This is a genomic window from Pirellula sp. SH-Sr6A (assembly GCF_001610875.1).
Classification (GTDB): Bacteria; Planctomycetota; Planctomycetia; order Pirellulales; family Pirellulaceae; genus JBKCUI01.
Genome location: NZ_CP011272.1, coordinates 5,150,087 through 5,175,286, shown reverse-complemented (window position 1 = coordinate 5,175,286; position 25,200 = coordinate 5,150,087). Strand labels below are relative to the sequence as shown.

The window sequence follows — 25,200 nt, the reverse complement described above, 5'->3', positions numbered from 1 at the left end:
AAAGGAAGAATGCAATGAACGCTTTGCTGCGAAAAGAAATCCGAGACGCAGTCCGATGGCTTCCGATGGGAATAGCGTTGCTCGGCGTGATCTTGATTTATGTTTCTCGCACGATTCACGCTCCGAGTTTATCCAGTCAGTTAACCATGATCGCGTGGTTAACTTCCCTTCTCTACGGTTCGTTCTTGAGTCTGGTAACGTTTTTACCTGATGAGCGTGAGGCTGCTCGAGCCTTTTTGATAAATCGTGCGATCTCTCCGGATCAGATTTTTCGAATACGCATCCTGGTTGGGCTGATAGTTTACGGGTTGGGGATGTTGATTCCCTTCAGTGCACTCGCGATCTATCTTGCATCGATCGGTCCAGTCCGTTTGCCAGTCAGCCCATGGCAATTGGTTCCTGCTTTCTTGGTGATCGTTACGGGCACGAGTTTCTATTTCGCAGGAATCGCCATCGCTTGCCGGCCATCCAACTGGTTTGGAACTCGTTTGTTGCCGTTGGCAACGGCCATCGGAGGCAGCTGTTTGTCGTTCATCCTGCACATCCACGCATCAATGATCGTGACGGTGTTGGTTTATGCCTTATCTTGCATATCCGCGCTTGTGATGGCCTTTGCCGCACGTCACTCGTTTGTGAGGAAACCGAGTGAACTGGAGCCGACTCGGCTTCGATCCATGTCGCTGGCCACGAATTCCGTACTCCTCTCATCGAGCATTTTGATCGTTGGCGCTGTGGGTCTTTTGCCCCTTCATTTTCTTGATCAAGTCGCCTACATGTATCCAACGATTGAATTCGATAAGGATGGAATACCTATCTATGCGATTCGCAGTTCTGCACGAAACCGAGGCGGAATAAACGAAGTGCTGGAATCGATTCCGATGACTGACTCATCCGATTCAAAACCGGAAGGTATCGCGATTTCTGACTTCGGGACCCATTTCTCGATTAACTCCTTGCGAGTTCCGGAGAACCAGTTCGATCCGACATTTGTGCAAGCGAGTCATGATGGGCAACGGCAAATGTACTTCGATCCATCGGGATACCTGTTGGTTTACCAGGTAAATCCAGTTCTGGGGATGGTTTTGGATTATGTCATCGCGTCCGACGCGGTGTCGCTCCCCAACGAGTCTCGCGGGACTCCCTTCCTAAGAATCCCTCGGTTTTTGACGTTAGCTTCTTTCTATCCCTCCGTTCCTTTCAGTTCGGAACGTGCGCATCCTACGTCAGCTCAATTCGATCGATTGGCAGAATGGGCATTTGTGACCAGTGACGGAATCAAACGCGTCGAGTTGCAGAAGCGAACTATCGAGACATTGATCGAGGAATCGATCGATTCCATTGGCTTCCCCGTAAAAGGGGGGATTGAGCGATTTGCCGTGCAGTCTGGAGATTCCGTACGAATCTACAAGAGCGACGTGGCTGAGGCTGGCATCCAGCCCAAGCAGTTTACGTTGGAGTCGACGCTCAAAATAGATGGGAAATCTGGGGGCTTTCTCTGGTATCTCGATAGCGAGAACTGGAGTTACTTGGATGGCTATGCAATGCAGCGCTATTTCCATGTGACTCGTAGTACAGCAGGTAAGACGCGAGAATATACATTCGTCCTGCCTCGTGAAACGCTGGCGTCCTTGGGACGTGTTCGGAGCGAATCCTTGTTTGTATTTGGGGCCTTGCCCCCCGTGCTGACCATTGGCAGTTTAATCCTCACGCAATCGTTTTTCGATTTCAATACGAATGACTATATACCTCTCTTCCTCCAGATGATGGTCTCTACCGCTTTGATATTCTTCGTATCTCGGCATCGAGGACTGAGACCAAGGCAGACGTTGCTTTGGTGCTTGCTTGCAGTTTTGTTTGGACTGGGAGTGCCGCTTGCCGCGTTCGCAATATATCCACTTGCAGTGTATGAGTGTTGCAGCGCCTGTCATCGACGTCGTCGAGTTGAACTCGCGAGTTGCGAGCATTGCGGAGCGAATTGGGACGCGTTGCCATCCGAAGGAATTGAAGTCATGGAAAGCGAAGCGGTGGAAACACTGGTTGCTGCCGGGCCCGCATGAAGATGCAAATCAATCCGTGTAAGGCATGGCAGACCAGAGCGACGGGTCAGAAAGCCAATTTCGGTTCATGGTGAAGGGCGAGCTTGGCAAGATAACCAATTGGCGGCAATTTCCTGCGCGACGGGATAGCCGCTTGGGTGCAAACGCGTGAAGATCGAGCCCGCCCCTTCACAAGAGAACACCCTGCGATTCCCAGGACAACAGAGGTGGGGGACAGACAGACGCTGTCCCCCCGCGTCGCACGCATTTGCCTTTGCTTACGATGCGGCTTCCCAGGTCGTACCGTTCTTGCCGTCTTGCATGCTGATTCCAAGCTTGTTTAGGCCGTCACGCACCGCATCGGAGGTGGCGAAGTCCCGTTTTGCACGCGCGTCTGCGCGGAGCTGGATAACAAGCTGCATGACTCCCTCTAACAACTTCGCGGTGTTGTCGCTCCCGCTGGTTTGCTTCGGCGGCTTGAGGAAGATGCCGAGGATCCACCCCAGTTCCTTGAGAATGCTCATGCCGGTCTGCAAAGACGCTGTGAGGGTGGATGTTCGCTTGGCAGGATCCTCCAATTGTTCGCTGTCGATCAACCGATTGAGAACGCGTACGATTTCAAACAGGTCTCCCATAGCGCCGCCAGTGTTGAAGTCGTCGTCCATCTTGGTCAAGAACGACTCGCGGAGCTGAACCAACTCCTGCACCAGAGGATGCGCATCTTGGGGAGAGACAAAGTCCGATCGACGTTTTCGGATGGGCATCGCAGACGCGTCGTAAAAGTCAGCGCCCGTGATTTTCTGGTATCGTTGGATAAGACGATAAAATGTTTCCAGCGATGCACCGGCTTCATCGAGGGGAGTGTCGCCGAAGATGGTGGTAGATCGGTAGTGGGATCGGAGTAGGAAGAATCGAATGCGCTCTCCGGTGTGGCGCTCGATCAAGGTTGCGAGTCCGCCGGCCCCTTTGGATCGGGATATCTTTCCGGCGGTCGCTTCTTCTGCGGAAGGGGACTCCGATTCGCGATCGCTTTTCCCTCCCACCTTTCCTTTTTCCGCATCGGCTCGCATCAAGCCATTGTGAAGCCAGTACCGGACCATGGGTTGGCCGTGGCAGCAACGACTTTGTGCCAGTTCGTTTTCATGGTGGGGGAATACAAGATCGAGTCCGCCGCCGTGGATATCAAAAGTTCTTCCTAGAATTCGCCGGCTCATCGCGGAGCACTCAATATGCCAACCGGGTCGACCATTCCCCCAAGGGCTCGACCAACTCGGCTCTCCAGGCTTTGACGATTTCCAAAGGGCGAAGTCGCCGGGCGACCTTTTGCGTGAAGCCGTTTCGCCCCCTTCCCCTTGCTGGGCATCGGCCGTGCGATTGCTCAAGCGGCCGTATTCGAGGTCTTTGAGAACGTCGAAATAGACGTCTCCTTGGCTTTCGTAAGCAAATCCCTTCTCGATCAGCTCTTCGATAAAACGAATAATCTCTTCCATGTTCTCGGTGGCTCGCGGCATATGGTCGATTTGGTCGACACCGAGCGATTGCAAGTTGGAGAGATAATCAGCCGTCATTTGCGTTGCGAGTTGGAACATGGAGATGCCCTTTTCTCGCGACTTATTGATCAGCTTGTCATCCACATCCGTGATGTTTACAACCCAAGTCACTTCGAATCCAGAATAGACCAAATAGCGTTTGATCGTATCGAAGATGACAGGCCCAACCATGTGACCAATGTGGGCCTCGGCGTAAACCGTAGGGCCGCACAGATACATCCCCACTTTCCCCGGTTCGACGGTCTGAAAGGGTTCTTTGGTCTTTGTGAGGGTGTTGTAGATGCGAATCGATGAAGTCATATCCGTGCTCTAGTTGGTTCTAGGGTCAAGTGCAGAGCACGGATTCTAACAAAGACCTCCCTATTGGAGGCAATATCGAACGCTTAGGAATCCCGGTTCGATTGGCCAGCGCCGCTGATCAACAGGAATTGCAGGACGTAGTAGGCGACTTGCGCGACCGATTGGAGCGTTGCGGCCACGTACGTCAATGCCGCTGCATTCAGCACCTTGCTCACGTAGGGAAGTTCACTCGGGCCGATCAACCCCAGGCCGACGAGTTCGTTTTTGGCCCGCGTGCTGGCATTGAATTCCACGGGCAAGTTGACAACTTGGAAAACCACGACCGCCGAGAATCCGATGATTGCGATGAGCATGAATGGTAGGGCAAGTTTCGATAGCCCTGCCATCAACAATCCGAAAGCTGCCATCATCAAAATGCTAGCAATCGAGCTACCAAAACCTGCGATGGGCACCGCCATGTTCCGGATCACGAGAGGTGCGTAGCTTTTCGCATCTTGGATCGCGTGTCCGACTTCGTGGGCTGCGATTCCAACGGACGCCATCGAGTGACCTTGGTAAACCTCAGGACTCAGCCGAACCACTTTGGAGCTAGGGTCATAGTGATCGGACAAGTGCCCGTGGCCCTGTTCGATTGGAACATCGTAAAGACCATTGGCATCGAGAATCCGACGCGCAGCCTCCGCTCCCGAAAGCCGAGCGGGAACCTGGCTCATCGCGCGATAGCGTGATTGAACCATCCATTGTGCAAGCAACGCCAGCAGCATGGGGGGAACAAGAAAAAGGAGGTAAGTCAGCATCTATCGGTTTCCTTAACGGGGAGGGCTATTGAAATCGTAATGGCAGATTGTGGTCGCCGATCATCCACGAGCACTTGTTGTGCCATCTGATCGGAATCTACAACGCATCCTAGCAGGAATCCAAATGAACCTGGTGGATCGGTTGAGAATAGGCTGGTCCGATGGAAGGTTGGATGGGGAAATTCCACCTCTGCCGCGTGGAGGATGGTTCGAGGGTCGTCTTAGTTTGGTTCATGGGCGGCCTTGCCATCTGGTTGGATATCGGTCAAGCTCAGGGGGTGCGCAATAGGCCCGCGATCGGGCGTTGCTAGGCGCATCGTTATGAGAAATTTTGTAGAAGGTAGGAAGACCGTGCTAAGTTCCCCATTCTCCCGAAAAGCCGCCCGCGTTTGGATTGCGATCACGCTCGCCTCGTTGACTTCGTTCGGTTGCGGTCCGGAGAAGAAGGAAGAGATATCCGCGGAAACCAGCGGTTACATGCCAGCGGACAAGAAAGGTGGAGTCGCATCTGCCAAGCCGGCAGGAGGCACGCCGGAGAAGGATGCCAAGGTAGCTGCTGACGCGAGCACCACCAACGCGGCCGCTCCTGTTCCCCCCGCCGTTGCGTCGTCAGATTCGGCGCCAGGATCGAAAGACCCTGCCATGCCCGCAGCCCCGACACCGCCGGAATTCGAACTTGGGAAAATCGACCCCAAGATCGCAGCTCGAGAGTTTATGACACTGAAGCTGCCGGAAAGTCTTACCGATGCCGAGACGCTCAAAACCTACATTGCAAAGAACTCCCGGTCGATGCGTGAACTGCTGGCCGAAGCCAATCGTCAGACTTTGCCTAGCGATGAAGCGCTCAAGCGAGGAATGGAACTAGGTCGAGACAAGGTGAAGGCGGCCGATGCGTTGGCCAAAATTGCTGCCGACGACGAACAAAAGTCTCTCGCGGCTCTCTCCAAGCTCGAAGCTCTCGCGCAGATGACGAGTATGGGAGATATTCTTTCCTCGGATGATCTCAGGGACTTCGCAAGCAAACTGACTTCGAGCGAGCTGCCTCAAATCGCCGAACAAGCGGCTGCGCTATTGTTGGCCTTGTCCATCGGCGACCTGGAAAAGGGGACCACGACTCCTGAGGCAGTGATCGCGACGATCGAAAAATCGCTTGAGGCCAAAACACTAGGAGCACCAACCCTATCGAGCATCACCGGTGCAATCGAAGCGCTCGAGGCGAAAACAGAAAAGCCCCAACTGGAATTAGCTCAAAAAGTGGAGGCCAAGTTTCGCGACAGCAAGGACACGAGCCTTTCCATGACTTCCTGGAAACTCCTCGCGCAGCGCACCCCTAGCTTGGACGCGTTGACGCAAGCCCTCGAGCCTGGGTCCGAGACGGCCATGAAGCCAGAGGAGATCGAAGCTAAGGTTCAGCAAGTGCTCAAGGATCTCCCTTCGCAATGGACGTCGTTCTTCATCGCTTCCCAGTCCACCAACGTGGAGTACTCGGGGAGAATCGAAGCGGCCAAGGTACTGATCAAGACGGTCGAGTCACAATTGGATTCCCTTCCCCCCTCTGAGAACATCAAGGAGCTCAAAGCGACTTGTGAAAATTTTTGGAAGCGTGTGGATGTGCTGGGTAAAGAACTGGACCTATCCGGCTTAGTTGACACGGAAGGGAAACCGTTTCAGATCGACGATTACAAAGGCAAGGTTGTCGTGCTCGACTTCTGGGCGACTTGGTGTGGGCCTTGCTTGGAAGAAATTCCGAGCATGCGAAAGCTGCTTGAGACCCGCAAAGAGCAAGGGGTTGAGGTGGTTGGAATCAACGTGGATGAAGATCGCACTCGCCTCGATGCCTTTCTGAGCACAGAAAAGCTTCCGTGGAAAACCTTTGTGTCCGGCAATCCAGAGAAGAAGGCCTTCGAAACAGAAGCCGTAGCACGGCTTGGGATCAACGCTATCCCCTTCATCGCCATCCTCGGCAAAGATGGCAAGGTAGCGGCGATTCATACCCGCGGCCGAGCCTTGGACACAAAAGTTGCCGAACTAGTGGGTGCACCATGATCGGTGCTCGAAAATCCAAACGCTTCATAGGCGTTCGCCTTTTTTCGGGAATCGCCCTCTCGGTCGCTTCCTCGATACTCCACCCTGGTACGGCCGTCGGGATCGAGCCCCAGCAGTCCACGGCGAAAAAGTCTTCTTCGAGTGACGTTCCGATCGTTAAGGAGATCGCTTATCTGCCTGCCGATCGAATCGAGAAGGGGGACCTTTACCTTCCTCCGGAATCGAAGGGAGACGACGCAAAGGAACGTGAGGCGGCGGAGCGGCGTCCAGCGATCTTGATCATCCATGGCGGTGGTTGGGTCGGGGGCAAGCGGGATGCTGCCAGAGAGATCAACATCGGGACGACGTGTGCATTGGAAGGCTATGTCTGTCTGAGCATCGATTACATGCTACACGATCCGAAAAGCGAGAAACCTTGCTGGCCTCAAAACCTGTACGATTGCAAGACCGCTGTTCGGTGGTTGCGAGCGAACGCGGAAAAGTATCGTATCGATCCGGAACGAATTGGTGTCATCGGTGGTTCGGCTGGTGGTCATTTGGCCGCCATGGTCGGGGTTACCGGTCCAGAATGCGGATTGGACCCTGCCGGACCGTACGGTGAGTTTCCGTGCAGCGTGAGGTGCGTCGTCGATCTGTATGGTCCGGTCGATGTTACCGATCGAGACGACGTGAGCGCGCTGAGAGCAAAGCGAGCCGATGCGCCGGAATTGTACAAGTCGTTTTCGGTTCAGACGTATCTGGATCCGAAGGATCCCCCCGTTCTCATTTTGCATGGCACGGCGGACAAGACCGTCCCGGTCGAGCAATCGACTCGGTTCGCCGAAGCGCTCGCCAAGGCGGGCATCGAACATCAACTCGAGATCATCGAAGGGGCTCCTCATACGTTCCATCTGCAGCCAAAGCAAAAGGATCTGCGACCCTTGGTCTTGGGATTCTTCAACAAGCACTTGCGGTGGGAGCGATAACCTCTTCCTGGTATCGTCGTGATTCCCGGCATCGTCGTGAAACGGTTTTCCATGGTTCCTGCGAGCGGCAAAAAAGATCATCATCGGCGAGATGGTGTCGATTTTGCCGATCGGCGTTCGACTGCCTGATAGGATTGAGCTTGTTCCCGTTTCACGTTCCCTGCAAAGGAGAATTCTCATGAAGTCGTTGATCGCATCCCTGCTTTTGTTGGTTTCCCTTGGTCTGGCCGGCCAAATCATTGCCCAAGAACCACCTGAGATGCCTAAGCCAACAGCTGAGCACAAGTGGCTCCACAAGTTCCTTGGGACGTGGGATTCTCAAGCGACAGCGAAGATGGGACCGGAGCAGCAGGAGATGAAGTGCACAGCAGCAATCGTTTCCAAACCGCTTGGGGAATTCTGGATCATCAATGAGATGAAGGGCGAGTCATTCGGCTCCCCCATGAACGCCATTCAAACCATCGGTTACGATCCGAATCTAAAGAAGTATGTGGGAACTTGGGTTGATTCCGAGAACAGTTTCATGTGGAAATACGAAGGGACTGTCGATGCTAGCGGAAAGATACTGACGTTGGAGGCGGAAGGCCCCAATTTCATTGGCGATCTAAAGACCATGACCAAGTTCCATGATATCTACGAGTTTCGCTCGGAAAATGAGATAATCGTTACCTCTAAAATACTGGGGGGCGATGGCAAGTGGGTCACATTTATGACAGGGACATCCAAGAAGAAAAAGTAGGTTGTCCTCCAAGAGACTGGCGGATCCATGTACATTGGGAGGGTCGACACGATTCTCTCCCAAGGTACTAAAAATGAGCCGAATGACGCGATGGTTTCGAACGGGTTGGGTGCAACCTCTAGTTTTTCTACTCACATTGGTTGCTGCTCAGACTCCATTCGGGAGCCTTCTTGGTGAGGAGCAGCCAACCGGTGCACCCAAGGGTGAGCAATCGCCACGTCGGCCGAATATTGTCTTTGTTATGGCTGACGATCTCGGGTACACGGACTTGGGATGCTTTGGAAGCAAGTACTACGAGACACCTCATATAGATAGATTGGCTTCGCAAGGGATGCGGATGACCAATTACCACCAGTGTCAGAATTGCACTCCTACCCGCGCTGCCTTGATGAGCGGTCAGTACGGTGCACGGACGGGGGTATATACGGTGGGTGGAATCGATCGCTTTTCATGGCAACAGCGCCCCCTTCGGCCTGTCGACAATGTGACGCAATTACCCCTTGATCGGGATATCATTGCGAAGCAGCTCGGGAAAGCCGGGTACAAGACGGCCATCTTTGGCAAGTGGCATATCGGTGAATCCGGAGAGTATCATCCTGGCAAACGAGGTTTTGACGAAGCGATCACCAGTGCGGGGAAGCACTTTGATTTCAACACCAATCCCAAAACGGATTATCCACCCGGTACCTATTTGGCAGATTTCTTAACGGATCGCGCCGAAGACTTTATCCGCCGCCATCGCGATGAAGCCTTCTTTTTGTATTTGCCTCACTTTGGAGTTCATTCGCCCTATCAAGCAAAAGAAGATTGGATTGCGAAGTTCCGATCGAAGCCCGCCGTTGGAGGACATCGCGATCCTGTTTATGCTGCGATGATTGCCTCGGTCGATGAGAGCGTAGGCCGCATCACGCGGTTGCTCGACGAACTCCAGCTGTCCGACAATACGTTGGTGGTTTTCACGAGCGACAATGGTGGTGTCGGCGGGTATGTTCGAGAGGGCATTAAGAAGGGGGGAGATGTAACCGACAACACTCCCCTTCGCAGCGGAAAAGGGAGTCTCTACGAAGGAGGGACTCGCGACCCATTCATCGTTCGCTGGCCCGGCGTGGTATCCGTGGGGTCCACATGCGACGTGCCGACCATTCATGTCGATGTCTATCCGACACTTCTCGAGATCGCATCGGCTCCAAAGCCGTCCCATGTTCTCGATGGCGTGAGCATGGCTTCCCTGTGGAAGGATCCTGCGAGCGAATGGAAACGGGACGCGATCTACCAGCACTTCCCTGGTTATTTGGGGGCGGGTGAAAACACTTGGCGTACCACGCCGGTCAGTTTGATTCACCAGGGGGATTGGAAGCTCATGGAGTTTCTCGAAGATGGCAGATTAGAGCTTTACAACCTGCGCGAGGATATTGGCGAATCCAAAAACCTAGTCCAACGAGAGCCCGCGAAAGCCAAGGAGCTTCATGAGAAATTGATCCGTTGGCGCATCGAGGTGAAGGCACCGATGCCAACACCCCATCAAGCAGATTCCAGTGCGGGGGACTCCAAGCCCCCCAAAACGCCAAAGAAGAGGAAGCGAGATCGCGAATTGCAATAGTTCGGCGTTCCGTGCGATCAGGCGAGTCCGTCGACGGTAAAGCCTTCGCGGTAGTTCCGTTTGATCAGAGCCTGGGCTTCGGAATGATTTTCAATCTTCATTTGATCGGGATTCCAGCGAAGGGGCGAGCCAGGGAATCGGTTTGCCAATACACCCAGTAGCACCGCTTCCGTGAGAGGTCCTGCGTAATCGAAGTTGGCAGTTGTCGGTGTTCCTCCCAGGCAGGCATCAATGAAGAGATGATAGTGATTGCCATTGGGGGCGATCTCGATCTTGGTCGATTTGAAATCCGTTTCCGGCAGAAGGATCGGCTGAGCGACGTGAGGAAGGAGTACATAGCCTTTCTCCCCGACGAACATCGAGCCTTGATCGGGCAGCCCGAGGGGCTTGCCTTCTTTGTCCGTCTGCTTTGGCCAATCAGCAGTGTTCGGCATCAAGCCACCATCGCTCCACGTGAGAACAAAGGAGTCGGTGGTGAAGGGGGATGAACCGAAGCGGAATGTGGTTTGATTCTTCAGCCCGTAGGAATCTTTCGGTGGGACGGGGCTAGAGGATTCCACCAAGTGGGGAGTTCCAAGTTTCAGTGCCGTGAAGACTGGATCGAGAATATGGATCGCCATATCTCCCATGGTTCCACAGCCGAAGTCATACCATCGTCGCCAGTTCGCAGGATGGTAGTGACCCTCGGCAAAGGGACGTGCTGGTGCTGTTCCGAGCCACAAGTCCCAATCGACATGGGCTGGAACTGCAGTTTGCATGGGAGCTGGACCTTCGTAGCCCCAGGTCTTGCTACTCCAGGAATGGACTTCCTTCACCTTGCCGATCGCGCCGCTTTGAATGAGATTCACGGCGGTTCGGTACGCGGTGTGGGAGTGGATTTGGGTTCCCATTTGGGTGACGACTTTGGCCTTTGCGGCGGCGAGCCTGAGTTGTCTCGCTTCGTAGACATCATGGGTCAGCGGTTTCTGGCAATACACATGTTTTCCATGATTCATCGCAGTCATGGCGGCGGGAGCATGGGTGTGGTCAGGTGTGGAGACACTGACGGCATCGATTTGATCGTGCATGGCGTCGAGCATTTTGCGGTAGTCACTAAAGACCTTGGCCATCGGATGCTTTTCTTTCGCGGCTGCCAGTCGCTGGGCATCGATATCGCACAGCGCAACGACTTCGACTTTCGCATGCGAGCTCAGCGCCCCCAAGTCCGCGGCTCCCATTCCTCCCACTCCGACGCTGGCCAATCGAACTTTGCCACCGTCGATACCTGGGCTTCCGACGGCCGAATGGACCCCTTGCATCCAAGCAGCAGTGATCGCGCCGGCTTGAGCGGAACGAGTGAGGAAGCGACGTCGATTCGATCGAGATGGTTGCTGATTGGCCATTTGGCATAGTCCTTTTGAAGGAGGGGGGATGGAAGGGAGGGGAGGGCTCTCGAAAACTACTTGCGATTCTTAGGATCGAGGTTGGCATCGAGTTCTGTTGCGGTGACCGATGACTTGACACCATCGACCGGTACATCCACCTTGGCGATCCAAAGCAAGGCGTTCAGTACGACTTTGCGAAAGTTCTCGTCCCCCCAATTGTCGTGGTTGTGACCACCAGTGAAACCGAAGCCTCGCCCCCCGTCGGTTCGCTCGACCGCCCACATCATGGCCTCGGATCGACCGGAGTTAGCGACGATGTGTTCGTAGGGGCCTTTGGGATAAACGTAAGGACCATCGCGGACGTCATCGGACGGAGCGGCGACGAGAATAGGTGTAAATTTGGTTCCTTCGATAACAGCAGGTTCATTGCCGGCGATATCCGAGAGGAATCGCATGTTCATGTACCATTCGTCGCGGATGGTAAAGGGTTTCACGCCGCGGGTGATCGGATGCTCGGGGAACTTGGCAAACTGCGGTTCCCACATGGGGTTACACGAGAACATGTGTTCGTAATGGCCGCCGATAAACTTCTTGAACTCGCGACCGGCTTGGTCGGGAACAATTTCGACGCCGTAGTGCATGAAGCCCAGACCAAGCCCCTTGTCGGCCATGGCCTCGATCTTCTTCAATCGGCGTCCGTTTTCCTTCACAATTTCATGTCCGCCTCCACCATCCATATAAAAGACAATGGCATCGGCGTCATCCAGCATCGACTCGTCCTGTGGCCAGCCATTGAGCGTGAACTCCGTTCGGAGCCCGGGTACTTCTGACAGGCATTTTTTCAAAAGCTGAACACCCGCATTGAACTCATGCATGCGAGGTGGGTGCGACGGCTTGCCAGCGATGAGCACCAGCTTTCGCGAAGATTCATTCGACTGGGCCGAAGCAGGCTGCGAGCTGGTTCCGAAGAGAACGAGAGCAGCCCAGGTCACAAGGCAAAACAACGAAAGACGCATTTTGATGGGAGGGGAAAAGGGGAAGGATGGAGAGAACTCGCCGGAGGCGACCTGGGACAATATACCTGGGAACGGGGGAGGTCGCTAGAAAATCTAATACGGGCGCTGGTCTCAGCTCGGTTGATGGAGAAAGAAGGCAATAAGCAACTGGGAGACGACGGGATGGGGCCTGACTTTCCAATTGGGGTTAGTCGGCGCGTCCGACGCCCTGTTGAAAGCCCTGTGAGGAGAAGTAGCCACCGGAGTGGGGGCCGGTTCGACTGCGGATTTGTTGCGTTGACAACTCGGGGCTCAAGGCCCAACGCGTTTGGAAATCGATCGGCGCATCGAACAAAGAGAAATGCTCGCGACGATTCGTCGTCGAAAGGACGTAATGACCAAAGAAGATTTCACCGTCTTGTTGTCGATCCAGCGATTCGCGACGGGGGCATCGAAAGATCTTCGGGGGCCGATAGGCGATTTCGGGCAGCTCAGCGATCGGTCCCTCGAGTGGGAGTCTTTCGTAAAGATTCTTTTGTTCGACAAAGGGTAAGACCTCGACCATCCAGCCGCTGATCGCATTGGGCTGGGGTGGCTTGGGGAGCTGTTTGTGGACTTCGATGTAATGTACGAGTCCCTTGTTCAGCTGGTCGATGTTGTTCTTGCACATCAACTCGCGCGCTCGCTCGCGCGCGGCTTGGACGGCAGGGAACAATAGCCCCATAAGCGTTGCGAGGATGGCGATTACGACCAAGAACTCGACCAGCGAAACACCCCAGGATCGCCGTTGGAATCGAGGCTTGCAGCGCAGGCTTATCGGATTGCTCCACACCATTTTGAATCGTTCCATCGCAAGGGGAATCATGGCGCTGCGATGCAGAAGAGATGTTTCTCGCCACGAATGAAGAGTTCGTTGTCCGCCACTGCCGGCGTTGCGTCGACACCTTCCCCAATGGAATTGGTCGCGACGACGGCCAGGGAATCGCTATCGCGAACGACCACGATCGTACCTTCCCGGTCGGTCAAGTAGAGATGCCCACCCGCGGCGATAGGAGATGCGTAGGTCGCTTTGATTCCCGGAACGCGAGCGGCACTAAAAAGAACCTTGCCAGTTTGGATATCGACGCAGGTTAGCAGCCCGGTCCTCGCTTTGTAGTAGTAGACACGGTTGCCGCTGAGAACCGGAGAAGCGACATCAGGCGTATTCTCTTTATGCGACCACCGAAGCTTATCCGTGGCAGCCAAATTACCTCGACCGCTCAAATCGAAAGCCCCGATGAATGCCCCGCGATATCCACTCGCGACGATCGCCGTGCCGTTGGCGGAAACTGCGGATGCGCAAGGTCTTTCGGTTTGACCGCCGCAATGCCACAGTTCCTTTCCTGTGTTCAAGTCGTAACCGCGGGCTGCATTTTGGCCGTTCATCACAACTTGCTTAGAGCCGTCGGGTGATATCGCGATATGGGGAGTCGACCAGCAGGTTGGTTCAGGTCGATTCGCGGTCCAGATCACGTCGCCAGTTTTTTTGTTGAGGGCAAAGAGTTTAGACTCTTGTTCGTGATCCCATGGGACGATGATCTTGTCGTCCACGATGGTCGGGGAGCTCCCTTCGCCGAAACCATTGCGAATGGTCATATCGCCGAAGTCCCGTTTCCAGACTAGTTTCCCATCCATCGTGTAGCAGAAAAGTCCTTGGGAACCGAAGTGTGCGTAAACGTGTTCACCGTCGGTGCAGGGGGAAGCAGAGGCGTAGGTGTTGGTCTCGTGGGTACTCTCATGGGGAGCGGCTTCCAGGGCCGTTTGCTGCCAGAGCGTTTTCCCTGTCTGACGATCGAAGCAATAGACCTGAAACGCGAGTCGGTTGCCGGAGGACGTTGGGGCAGCCGTTACGGCGAATACCTTTTGTCCCCAGACAACGGGTGAGCCCGAGCTCTTGCCGGGAATCGCTACTTTCCATTTCACATTCGTGGTGTCGCTGAACTCGGTGGGTGGCTGGCCGGTTAATGCCACGCCATTCCCATTGGGACCTCTCCAATGGCCCCAGTTCTCTGCCAGAGAGGAGGGTGCCTGCGCGAAGGCGAGCAAGCCCGTGAGCGCGAAGGTTCGCAGTGGAATCGAAAGCTGGGGAGCAGACTCGAACGGTAAACGGCGACGCATGAAACCCCTCACTTGCAGTTGTACAAAGGTCATCGCGCGATCGAATCAGCCGATCCTCTCGTGGCACAACGTTCGTTGCCTACCACCCGTCGCGCGTCAGAGAGTGGTCGGACGATAGTGTAGCAGTTCGCAAAGTTGACAGGGGGATTCGGCTAGGAGGGGGGACCGAAGTGCCAACAACCGTTCTACTCGTCGGGGTGGTCGGAGTCTGGTTTCTTTCGGCGTTCCAAGCCCGCTTGTTCCAGCAGGGAGGAACGATGGGAGAAATCGATGACGTCGTCGTCCCCTGGAGGAGGCCCCATTGCGCCTAGATCTTCGGGGTTGTATCGGATTTCGTATTGGTGTTTGGCGATGGTGAGGATGACGCCCGGATCCAATCGCTTTCGGCTGACGCGGTAGCCGTTCACCTTGGTGCCGTTACGGCTATCCAGATCCTTGACGAACCAATATCCTTGTTCCAGCGATAGTCGGCAGTGTTGGCCTGAGACATTGGGAAATCGGAGGACGATATCGCAGTTGTCCCGTCGACCGATCAAGATCCGTTCTTTCTTGAGCGGAATGTCTTCGCCACCGCCGGTGGGGACAAGAAAACCGAAGTTCGCCATGATGCACTCGAAAGAGGAATAGAATCGGGCGTTCGCTTGTGGCGAGCGTCTTATTCACCCGCCACGGATCCATCCACTGTACGACGCGAAAATCGCGCGGTCAACTTTTTGGTTCCCAAACCGGCGTTCCTTGCTGGTTCACGGCGGGCTCCCGCCCGTCGCTCCTCCTCCCATTCTTCCGTAACCCCATCAAAACGAGTTCCCAATATGCCTTGGATTACCGTCTTTTTCGGATTTTTGCTCTGCGGACTGACCGGCTTTACCGCCATGTTGATCGAAGGTGAACTGAAGCCTGGGACTTGGCTGATTCCAGCCGGATTTGGCATCGTCCTCATCCTTTTAGGGGTGATAGCATTGCGGGGCGGGAAGGTTCGCAAGCACGCGATGCACACCGCCGCGCTGATCGGAACGATTGGCGCATTTTTGTGTTTGTTCCAAGGGATCAGCGGATTGATCAAGCTGATGAGGGACCAAGAAGTGAACATGCTCGCTTTTGGAATGGTCTGGTCGATGGCGATCATTTGTCTGACCTTCGTGGGGGCTTGCGTGCAATCCTTTATCGCGGCGAGGAAGGCGAGGGAGCGAGAATCGCTACAGGGCTAGGATTTCGCGTTCGAAGGGGGTACATTGCCTCCCACTATGGCACGAGAACTTAAGACCTTACGGAACATCGGTATCATCGCCCACATCGACGCCGGAAAGACTACGGTCACCGAGCAGATGCTCTACATGAGCGGAGCCAAGCACCGCGCTGGGGCAGTCGATTCAGGAACCACGGAGACCGACGACGATCCTGAGGAACAGCAACGGGGCATCACGATCTTCGCAGCCTGCGTGACGTTCCGTTGGAAGGATTGCACGGTCAATTTGCTTGATACTCCTGGTCACGTCGACTTCACCGCTGAGGTCGAACGCTGTCTTCGTGTTCTCGACGGCGCTGTCGTCGTCTTTTCGGCCCGCGAGGGGGTGGAAGCTCAAAGCGAGACGGTTTGGAGGCAGGCAAATAAGTACGGTGTTCCTCGCGTCGTTTTCATCAACAAATTGGATCGTGAAGGGGCGGACTTTTACCGCGTTCTCGAGGAGATTGGTCCCCGTTTGCATGCGGACCCCGTCGCAATCCAAATCCCGGTCGGGCAAGGACCGGCGCACACGAGCGATCCGTTTCGCGGCATCATCGATTTGATCGATCTCAAGTTCTTAACGTTTAACCATGACGACAATGGGAAGACGGTCGAGGTGCATGAGGTTCCGGAGGAGCTTCGAGCCGACGCGATGGATTGGCGCAATGAGATGCTCGAAAAGCTCTATGCCCATAGCAGCGAAATGATGGAATTGGCGATGGAAGAAAAGCCGATCCCGAGCGACCTGATTCGGGCAACGCTTCGTGACGCCTGTATTCAAATGAAGTTGCAGCCAGTGGTGTGTGGCTCTGCCCTGCACGGTGCCGGGGTTCAACCTCTCTTGGACAGCGTGGCGACGTATTTACCTTGCCCCTTGGATCGACCGCCCGTGGAAGGGGTCGATCCCAAGAAGCGTGATAAGGTTTTGCTGCGAAATCCGGATGCGAAAGAACCTTTCTGCGGCTTGGTTTTCAAGATTTTGCCGGCCAAAACCGGCGACATGTTTTGGATCCGCGTTTATTCGGGACGTTTGGAATCCAATTCCCGCGTATACAATCCCAATCGCGATAAGAAAGAGAACGTCGCCCAGTTATGGCAAATCCATGCCACAAAGAAAGAGCGACAGGGACAAATCGATGCACTGGAGTGCGGGGACATCGCATGCGCGATCGGCCCTCGCGATTCGATCACGGGGGATACGCTGTGCGATACCCGCGAGATGATCGAGCTCCCATCGATCCAGTTTGCGCAGTCGGTTATTTCGATGGCGATCGAGCCCGAGAACACCACCGAACGGAAGAAGCTGGCGGAAGTTTTGGAGATGCTCAAGCGTCAGGATCCAACTTTCCATGCGGTCGAGAACGCCGAATCGGGGCAGACTCTCATCAGCGGAATGGGAGAATTGCACTTGGAAGTGATCAAGAATCGGTTGGTGCGCGACTTCAAGTTAGCGGTGAAATTCTACAAACCGCGTGTCAGTTATCGAGAAACCATCGCCGATACGGCCGAGGTCATGGGCGAATGCCATCGCCAAGTCGGATCGCAGCAGTTGTTCGCGCGGCTTCGCGTCCGATTTGAGCCGCTCGAGGATCGTTCTGGCAAAGTGATCGTGCTGGATCGAACGCCTGTCGAGCAGATGCTTCCCGACAATCTTCGCCAAGCCGCGTTGGAGGAGCTTCGCAATCGCGCGGAAGGGGGTGGACTGATCGGATCGTTCCCCATTACGGGAATACGAATCAGCATTTTGGGAGCCGAGACAGCGGAAGTCGGGTCCGATGAAGTCGCGTTTCGCATCGCCGCCAATGATGCATTCGACGAAGGGCTCAAACTGGGTGAGCCGACATTGCTCGAACCTGTCATGAAGATGGACATCACCACTCCCCCCGATTACTTGGGGGAGATTGTCGGCGATTTGCAACAACGACGCGGATTGATCGAGCGAACCGAAGCCCGCGGAGCGGTAACCAGCGTGATCGCGTTAGCACCGCTCAAGGAGCTATTTGGTTATTCGAGTGCGATCCGTTCGCTAAGTCAGGGAAGAGCGGGCTGTTCGATGGAACCCCACGGCTATCAAGTCGCACCGAAAGAGGACGCGGACGCCTTCGCCATGTAACGTTCGCAACTGGTCGGACGCGTACAATTCGTATACAAATCCACGACGATTAATTCTTGATTCGATTCTCCCGGACATTGGATAGCTAGTATGAGCAACGTTGAAAATTGCATTATCATCGGGAGCGGACCCGCGGGATGGTCTGCTGCGATTTACGCCGCCCGTGCCAATCTGAAGCCTCTGCTCTTCGAAGGGGCAATGACCGAAGATAATCGGATCAACGGCCGTTATCCGATGGGGCAGTTGGCCCAAACGACCGAAGTGGAAAACTATGCGGGGTTTCCTTCTGGCAAACTCAAGGAGTTTCTAGAATCGGCTATATCCGAGGACCGCAAGTACATGCTCCCACCGGTCGAAGAGCATCCTCACGCAGTCACAGGTCCTGAGTTGATGGAGCTGATGCGTCAGCAAGCAACGAACTTCGGAACAAGAGTGATCACCGATGACGTGACTTCCGTTGACTTTAGTGGCCAGCCGCTGAAGCTTCACACGTCGGAGAACGGTTGTTTCGAAACGCACACCGTAATCCTTGCGACGGGTGCTAGTGCGAATTACTTGGGACTGCCGAGTGAAACCAAATACAAGAACCGTGGCGTCAGCGCTTGCGCGGTCTGCGATGGTGCTTTACCCCGCTTCCGCAACAAGCCCCTCGTCGTAGTGGGTGGCGGGGATTCGGCCGTGGAGGAGGCCAGCTATTTGACCAAGTATGCGTCGAAGGTTTACATGATTCTTCGCCGAGGCGAGATGCGTGCTTCGAAGATCATGCAGGATCGTGCGTTGTCCAATCCAAAGATCGATCTCGTAAAATTCTCGGTGGTCGAGGAAGTGCTCGGTAACGAGTCGGACGATCGCGTGGGTGTAACAGGCATTCGATTGAAGAATGTAGAAGACGGATCGACTCGCGACATCGAGGCCTCGGGACTCTTTCTGGCAATCGGGCATACGCCCAACACGAAATTCCTAGGTGGCCAGGTCGAAACTCACGCCAGTGGATACATCCGCTGGACTCAGCCGTACCGAACATTGACGAGCGTGCCAGGAGTCTTCGCAGCGGGAGATGTCGCTGACGACTATTACCGACAAGCCATCACATCGGCTGGAACGGGTTGCATGGCGGCTTTGGACGCGGAACGATATTTGGGAGCGGCGGGAATCCACTAGAAGACAACGCCCCAGTGTGTGTGGGATCAACAAAACGCTTTTGATGAGGCAAATGAAACTTGGCAACGACGCGTGATCTGCCGATCGTCGTTCGCGGTGCTCGCGAACACAACCTTCAAAACGTAGATCTGACGCTCGCTAGGAACCAGCTCATTTGCTTTACCGGCGTGTCGGGCAGCGGAAAGAGTTCGCTCGCTTTCGACACATTGTACGCCGAGGGGCAGCGACGCTATTTGGAGAGTCTATCCACTTACGCTCGTCAGTTCGTAGGTCAGATTCCGAAGCCGGATGTGGATTATCTTTCCGGACTGAGCCCTTCGATCTCGATCAGCCAAAAGTCGACTGGGAATAATCCTCGTTCGACGGTAGGGACGATCACCGAGATTCACGACTTCCTTCGCGTTCTCTTTGCACGAGTTGGCACGGGATTCTGCCCAGACTGTCAGATTCAGATTTCATCGCAGACTCGCGATCAGATGGTCGAGAAGATCATGGGGCTCGATCGTTCGAAACCCTACTTGTTTCTCGCTCCTATTGTTCGAGGGCAGAAGGGGGAGCATCGGGATCTGTTCGAGGATTTGCGTAAACAAGGCTTTAATCGAGCACGCATCGACCAACGCGTGTATCTCCTTTCCGAGCCCCCGTCCCTGGAGAGACAGATCAAGCACCACGTGGAATTGGTCGTAGATCGCATTTCCGTTGAAGCTAGCAGTCGGCAGCGGATCGCAGAAGCGGTGGACACTGCGATTCGATTTGGTGAAGGAACACTCTTACTCGCCCCCATGGTCCCCGGCGAGGACGATACGGCAACCTACGACACGGCTGACGATATTGTCTTTTCGACGAGTTACGCGTGCGCTTCGTGTGGCAAATCCTATCCCCCACCTTCTCCGCAATTGTTGAGTTTCAATTCCCCACAGGGGGCGTGCCAAGAATGCGAGGGCTTAGGGGAATCTTTTCGTTATGATCCCGAGCTATTGATTCAGCTGCCGGACAAATCGATTAAGAACGGTGCGATTCCACTGATCGGCAAACACAGCGAGATGACGCGATGGTATCGCCGATCGATCTCCCTGTACTGCGCGACGATTGAGGGAAGCCTGGGATTGGAGACTGGGAGTCTCCTCTCGACTCCTTGGTCGAAACTCTCAGAGGCGGAGCAAGAAGCGCTGCTCAACGGTTACCAAGGGGAATCGGTGAGGGTAAAGGGCAAAGCGTTACATGGACAAGACTTCCGTGGAATCGTACCTGAGTTGCGCGATACTTATCGCGCGACGTCGAATCCATTTACGCGTGCCAACCATGAGCGCTGTATGCGAATCGGTCGGTGTCCGGCATGCGACGGTTCTCGATTGAATGCACAAGCGAGATCGATTCGACTGAAGACGCACGCGAAGGGCTTCCACAACGTCCCTTGGTATTCGATCGGTGGCGTTTCCCGCCTCTCGATCGATCGATGCAGTGAATTTTTTGAAGGTTTGGAATTGAGCCCACTCCAATGGCAGATTGGAGAGGAAGCGGTCAAGGAGATTCGAGCGAGGCTTCGATTTTTGATCGATGTTGGTCTCGGGTATCTTTCGCTCGATCGGACGGCTCCGACTTTGTCAGGCGGAGAATCGCAGCGTATTCGGCTTGCTAGCCAGATCGGATCCGGACTGGTAGGGGTGCTCTACGTGTTGGACGAACCGAGCATTGGGCTCCACCCGAGGGACAACGATCGGTTGCTCGCCTCGCTCCAACGTTTGCGCGATCTAGGGAATACTCTGATCGTTGTTGAACACGACGAAGACACGATGCGCATCGCGGACACCATCGTCGATTTCGGTCCGGGACCTGGTGTTCGAGGGGGGAAGCTAATCGCGTCGGGGACGCTCGACGACATTATTTCGAATGACGAAAGCCTGACGGGAGGCTTTCTCAATCGAACCCGGCGCATTCGGTCCCCCGAGTCGCGACGGCCTGGAAACGGGAAGAAAATCAAGATTCTCGGAGCGGAACATCACAATCTGAAGAACCTCGATGTTGATATTCCACTCGGGTGCTTCATCGCCGTCACCGGTGTGAGCGGCAGCGGGAAAAGCTCATTGATCACCGAGATCCTATCGCCAGCCATTCGGGGTGTTTTTCAGCGGGGTGTGGAAGAGTCTGGAAAGCACCGCGAAATCCAAGGGATCGAGCATATTGATAAGGTCATTGATATCGATCAAAGTCCCATTGGACGGACCCCGCGCAGCAACCCTGCAACCTATGTCAAAGTCTTTGACGAAATACGTTCCCTATTTGCCGAATTGCCTGAATCCAAACGGCGAGGATTCGATGCGGGCACATTTAGTTTCAATACGGAGCAAGGCCGATGTTCGGCTTGTGAGGGGCATGGAGCAGTACGGCTTGATATGGAGTTTCTCGCCGACCTTTGGGTTCCCTGCGCGGTATGCGAAGGAAAGAGGTACGACCGAGCGACATTGCAGGTGGAGTACAAAGGGAAATCGATCGCCGATTGCTTGGAGCTCGATGTCCAGCAAGCTCTCGAGCACTTCAGCGAGTTTCCAAAGATCGCGAGCAAACTAGAGACGTTGCACGGAGTCGGATTGGATTACCTCAAGCTGGGGCAACCGTCCCCGACCCTATCGGGGGGCGAAGCGCAACGTATCAAATTGTCCAAGGAGCTGAGTCGTCGATCGACGGGCAAGACCGTGTATGTGCTGGATGAACCGACGACGGGCTTGCACTTCTACGACATCGATTTACTACTCGGCGTGTTGCAGTCCCTGGTGGAATTGGGAAACACGGTGATCGTCGTCGAGCACAATCTCGATCTGATCCAAGCAGCCGACTGGGTGATAGACCTGGGACCGGAGGGGGGAGAGGCTGGTGGTCAGGTCGTTTGCACAGGGACTCCAGAAGAGGTTTCTCGGTGCAAAGCGTCGCATACCGGAAAGGCACTTGCACGGTATTTCGAGTCGCACCGAAAAGTATCGAAGAAAAAGAAAGCTACGCCGAAAACCAAAACGAAGAAGGAACAAAAAGATGCACCGGCGTTGCAGGATATTCACGTCGTTGGCGCGGAACATCACAATTTAAAGAACGTCGATTTGACCATCCCCCGCAACAGAATGACCGTTTTTTGTGGTCAAAGCGGCAGTGGAAAGACGTCGATGGCGATGGATACGTTGTATGCGGAAGGGCAACGTCGGTTTGTGGAGAGTTTGAGCCCGTATGTACGGCAGTTTGTCGGTCAAATGCCCAAAGCCAAGGTTGCTCGGGTCGATGGTTTGAGTCCCTCCGTGGCCATCGAGCAGCGGAATCTATCGCATACACCGCGCAGCACGGTCGGGACGGTAACGGAGATTTACGATTACGTTCGTGTGTTGTTTGCCCGTCTTGCCCAGATGCATTGCACGCAGTGCGATGCGCCGGTGAGCAGCCAGACCAGCGATCAAATCCTCGATCGCATTCGAGACTTAGCGGCTGCTCAAGGCACTGGCCGGGCATTGCTGCTCGCCCCGGTCGCCCCAAATGCAAACACCGACCTCACGAGCTTCCTCACATCGCTCCGCCAGCAAGGCTTCGTGCGGATGCGGATCAACGGAAAGGTGTATCCGCTCGACGATATACCCACCTTGCAATACCAGTCGCGAAATGAATTCCAGTTGGTGGTCGACCGGTTGCAGTGGGATCGGCTCGATCCTAAAAGTTTGAGGGACAGCGTCGATACGGCCCTCACGATGGGAAATGGGATTTTACAAATCGCCATGGTCGATGACTCAAGGTCAGAGGTGCACTGGGAGGTCAAAACGATGTCGCTGCAGCTCGCCTGCCACGCGTGCGGCATCTCATTTCAGCCCCTGACACCGCACAGATTTTCTTTCAATTCTCAGGTCGGCTGGTGCGAAGCCTGCCTGGGAATCGGTTCGATGCGCGGGATCGATCCCAATGCGGCTTTCGAAACAGAGAAGAGTTTATTGGAAGGAGGATTGCCAATTTGGCCCGATCTTCAATCTCCCCTCTCGCGAGCCATGTTGTATGCGTTGGGGCGTGAGACCGGATTGCCGTTGGATCGACCCATCAAACAGTTAACGGCCGGGCAACGCGCTATGCTCCTCAAGGGCCTTCCAAATCGTCAATTTGTTGTCACCCAAGGGGATTTGGCAGCGGCGATCGATCCGAATGCGGCTCCGAATTCGAAGGTGTATATGACATTTGCCTATCGAGGCGTTTACGCGGCTGTGGAATCCGCATCTAGTTCGAACATCCGCGATCGATACGCGTTGGCAAACTTCATCAACGAGGGACCATGCATTGATTGTGGTGGTGCACGGGTTTGTTCCGAAGCAGCCCACGCCCGATATCGCAATCATACGATCTCTGACATTGTCAAATTACCAATTGGATCGTTAAATGAACGGGTGCTCAGTTGGAAGCTTTCGAAGCGCGAGCAAAAAATTGCAGGCGAACTTCTGCGCGAAATCCAGCATCGCTTGCAATTTCTATGCGATGTGGGGTTGGAGTATTTGACCCTAGATCGCTCGGCGAACACCTTGAGCGGAGGCGAAGCACAACGTATCCGGTTGGCCAGTCAACTCGGCGCCGGATTGAGCGGCGTCCTTTATGTTTTGGATGAGCCGACCATCGGGCTGCATCCTCGTGATAACGATCGACTGATTCGGGCCATGAAGTCGCTTCGGGACCTGGGGAATACCTTGGTCGTTGTTGAGCACGATCGCGAGGTGATTGCGCAAAGCGATCAGTTGCGAGACTTTGGGCCGGCGTCCGGGCCGCTTGGAGGCAATGTGGTCGCGCAGGGTACTCCCGCACAAATAGCCCGCGCGAAGAACTCGGTAACGGGACCTTTTCTGAGTGGTAAAAAGAAGATCACACCCCCTTCAACCCGTCGTGTTTCCCTCGACGATGCGATCCACATATCCAAGCACGATTGGACCGATATCGCGATCACACCGCACGGTTGGTTAACGGTGAAAGGAGCCGAAGCGAACTCTCTCAAGGGAATCGATGTGTCGATCCCGATCGGTTGTTTCACCGCGGTGACGGGTCCGAGCGGAAGTGGCAAGAGTAGCTTGATCAACGGAATTCTGTACCCCGCCTTGGCACGATACTTTTACGCTACGGATGGTGTGCCGGGCCCCTTTCGCGAAATCAGGGGACATTTGCATTTTAAGAAAGTGCTCAAGGTAGATCAGTCGCCACTGGGGGCGTCTCCGTCAAGCAATCCAGCGACCTACACCGGAGTCTTTGATCATATTCGGCAGCTATTTCAACGATTGCCGGAAGCGAAAACCAGAGGTCTCACAGCCGGTCATTTCAGCTTCAACGTTTCGGGCGGGCGATGCGAGAAGTGCGAGGGGTTAGGGCAAGTATGTATTCAGATGCACTTTCTACCCGATGTTTGGATTTCATGTGACGCCTGCAACGGACGGCGGTATACCTCCGAGGTCCTCGCCGTGAAATTCAAAGGGCATTCGATCGACGATGTGCTCAACATGTCGATCGGGGAAGCGAGAGATTTGATGAGCGAGATCCCGAAGATCCATCACATGCTTTCAACCCTCTGCGATGTCGGGCTGGACTATCTCGCGTTGGGGCAAAGCGCCCCGACGTTGAGTGGTGGTGAGGCTCAGCGGGTCAAATTGGCAACCGAGCTTTGTCGCCCCAACAATGGGAAGACCATTTATCTTCTCGATGAACCAACGACCGGATTGCACTTCAATGACATCCAGAAGCTCCTTCACGTCTTGCAAGCCTTGGTGGATAGCGGGAACACGGTTGTCGTAATCGAACACAACCTCGATATCATCCAATGCGCCGACTGGATCCTCGACCTCGGCCCGGAGGCAGGCGAGCAAGGAGGAGAACTTGTCTTCGCCGGTACCCCTGAAAAACTGATCGAATATGCTTCGAATAGAAGCTATGGCGATGCGGAAGGGATCGCTTTGCAAGTTTCCGAAAAGAAGACAAGGGGACGCAAAGCGGCTTCGAAAACCGACATTGCATCATCCGCCAAACCGACGGGCCACCGCAGTTATACGGGCGAAGCGTTGCGAGAATTTTGGGAGGGGACCAAGCGGCCGTCCCGACCGCCGAGCAAGCCTCGATGACCCGTGCTTCAATTCCGTTTGGTCTTCGCTCCCCGAGGA

The 25,200-nt window shown here is 54.8% G+C and carries 16 protein-coding genes; 9 read left to right on the top strand and 7 right to left on the bottom strand.

Annotated elements, in window-relative coordinates:
• Positions 1-14: 14 nt before the first annotated feature.
• Positions 15-2,057: an MFS transporter gene (locus VN12_RS20145; RefSeq protein ID WP_146678488.1), complete on the top strand. Its 2,043-nt coding sequence runs from the start codon at positions 15-17 to the stop codon at positions 2,055-2,057.
• 257 nt (positions 2,058-2,314) lie between these two features.
• On the opposite strand, the gene cysS is transcribed toward VN12_RS20145, so the two are convergent.
• Both cysS and VN12_RS20135 read right to left on the bottom strand, forming a co-directional pair.
• Positions 2,315-3,886 carry a cysteine--tRNA ligase gene (cysS, locus tag VN12_RS20140; RefSeq protein ID WP_146678487.1) on the bottom strand — a complete coding sequence of 524 codons (1,572 nt, stop codon included), beginning with the start codon at positions 3,884-3,886 and terminating at the stop codon, positions 2,315-2,317.
• Between the two features lie 83 nt (positions 3,887-3,969).
• On the bottom strand, positions 3,970-4,683 hold the full coding sequence (locus VN12_RS20135; protein WP_146678486.1) for a zinc metallopeptidase: 714 nt from the start codon (positions 4,681-4,683) through the stop codon (positions 3,970-3,972).
• A gap of 321 nt (positions 4,684-5,004) precedes the next feature.
• Between VN12_RS20135 and VN12_RS20130 the strand changes: the two genes are divergently transcribed.
• From VN12_RS20130 to VN12_RS20115, 4 genes are all read left to right on the top strand, one after another.
• Positions 5,005-6,729, top strand: coding sequence for a TlpA family protein disulfide reductase (locus VN12_RS20130; protein ID WP_146678485.1), 1,725 nt, complete (start codon positions 5,005-5,007; stop codon positions 6,727-6,729).
• Positions 6,726-7,694: an alpha/beta hydrolase gene (locus VN12_RS20125; protein WP_146678484.1), complete on the top strand. Its 969-nt coding sequence runs from the start codon at positions 6,726-6,728 to the stop codon at positions 7,692-7,694. Before VN12_RS20130 ends, VN12_RS20125 begins: the two co-directional genes overlap by 4 nt.
• Before the next feature lie 178 nt (positions 7,695-7,872).
• Positions 7,873-8,433: a DUF1579 domain-containing protein gene (locus tag VN12_RS20120; RefSeq protein WP_240491205.1), complete on the top strand. Its 561-nt coding sequence runs from the start codon at positions 7,873-7,875 to the stop codon at positions 8,431-8,433.
• A gap of 73 nt (positions 8,434-8,506) precedes the next feature.
• Positions 8,507-10,033 carry a sulfatase gene (locus tag VN12_RS20115; protein ID WP_205855096.1) on the top strand — a complete coding sequence of 509 codons (1,527 nt, stop codon included), beginning with the start codon at positions 8,507-8,509 and terminating at the stop codon, positions 10,031-10,033.
• Positions 10,034-10,050: 17 nt separating this feature from the next.
• On the opposite strand, the gene VN12_RS20110 is transcribed toward VN12_RS20115, so the two are convergent.
• The 5 genes from VN12_RS20110 to VN12_RS20090 all read right to left on the bottom strand — a co-directional run bounded on the left by VN12_RS20110 (position 10,051) and on the right by VN12_RS20090 (position 15,154).
• On the bottom strand, positions 10,051-11,415 hold the full coding sequence (locus VN12_RS20110; RefSeq protein ID WP_146678483.1) for a Gfo/Idh/MocA family protein: 1,365 nt from the start codon (positions 11,413-11,415) through the stop codon (positions 10,051-10,053).
• Positions 11,416-11,471: 56 nt separating this feature from the next.
• Positions 11,472-12,413 carry a ThuA domain-containing protein gene (locus VN12_RS20105; RefSeq protein ID WP_146678482.1) on the bottom strand — a complete coding sequence of 314 codons (942 nt, stop codon included), beginning with the start codon at positions 12,411-12,413 and terminating at the stop codon, positions 11,472-11,474.
• Between the two features lie 187 nt (positions 12,414-12,600).
• Positions 12,601-13,242: a type II secretion system protein gene (locus VN12_RS20100; protein WP_168164520.1), complete on the bottom strand. Its 642-nt coding sequence runs from the start codon at positions 13,240-13,242 to the stop codon at positions 12,601-12,603.
• 11 nt (positions 13,243-13,253) lie between these two features.
• Positions 13,254-14,549: a PQQ-binding-like beta-propeller repeat protein gene (locus VN12_RS20095; RefSeq protein ID WP_146678480.1), complete on the bottom strand. Its 1,296-nt coding sequence runs from the start codon at positions 14,547-14,549 to the stop codon at positions 13,254-13,256.
• 185 nt (positions 14,550-14,734) lie between these two features.
• Positions 14,735-15,154 (bottom strand): FHA domain-containing protein, encoded by a 420-nt coding sequence (locus VN12_RS20090; protein WP_146678479.1) that lies wholly within the window; start codon positions 15,152-15,154, stop codon positions 14,735-14,737.
• A gap of 207 nt (positions 15,155-15,361) precedes the next feature.
• Here VN12_RS20090 and VN12_RS20085 point away from each other — a divergent pair, with 207 nt between their 5' ends.
• From VN12_RS20085 to uvrA, 4 genes are all read left to right on the top strand, one after another.
• Positions 15,362-15,757 carry a hypothetical protein gene (locus VN12_RS20085; protein WP_146678478.1) on the top strand — a complete coding sequence of 132 codons (396 nt, stop codon included), beginning with the start codon at positions 15,362-15,364 and terminating at the stop codon, positions 15,755-15,757.
• A gap of 36 nt (positions 15,758-15,793) precedes the next feature.
• On the top strand, positions 15,794-17,887 hold the full coding sequence (gene fusA, locus VN12_RS20080) for an elongation factor G (RefSeq protein ID WP_146678477.1): 2,094 nt from the start codon (positions 15,794-15,796) through the stop codon (positions 17,885-17,887).
• A 90-nt stretch (positions 17,888-17,977) separates the two neighbouring features.
• Positions 17,978-19,048, top strand: coding sequence for an NAD(P)/FAD-dependent oxidoreductase (locus tag VN12_RS20075; protein WP_146678476.1), 1,071 nt, complete (start codon positions 17,978-17,980; stop codon positions 19,046-19,048).
• A 59-nt stretch (positions 19,049-19,107) separates the two neighbouring features.
• Positions 19,108-25,161, top strand: coding sequence for an excinuclease ABC subunit UvrA (gene uvrA / locus VN12_RS20070; protein ID WP_146678475.1), 6,054 nt, complete (start codon positions 19,108-19,110; stop codon positions 25,159-25,161).
• Positions 25,162-25,200: the final 39 nt, after the last annotated feature.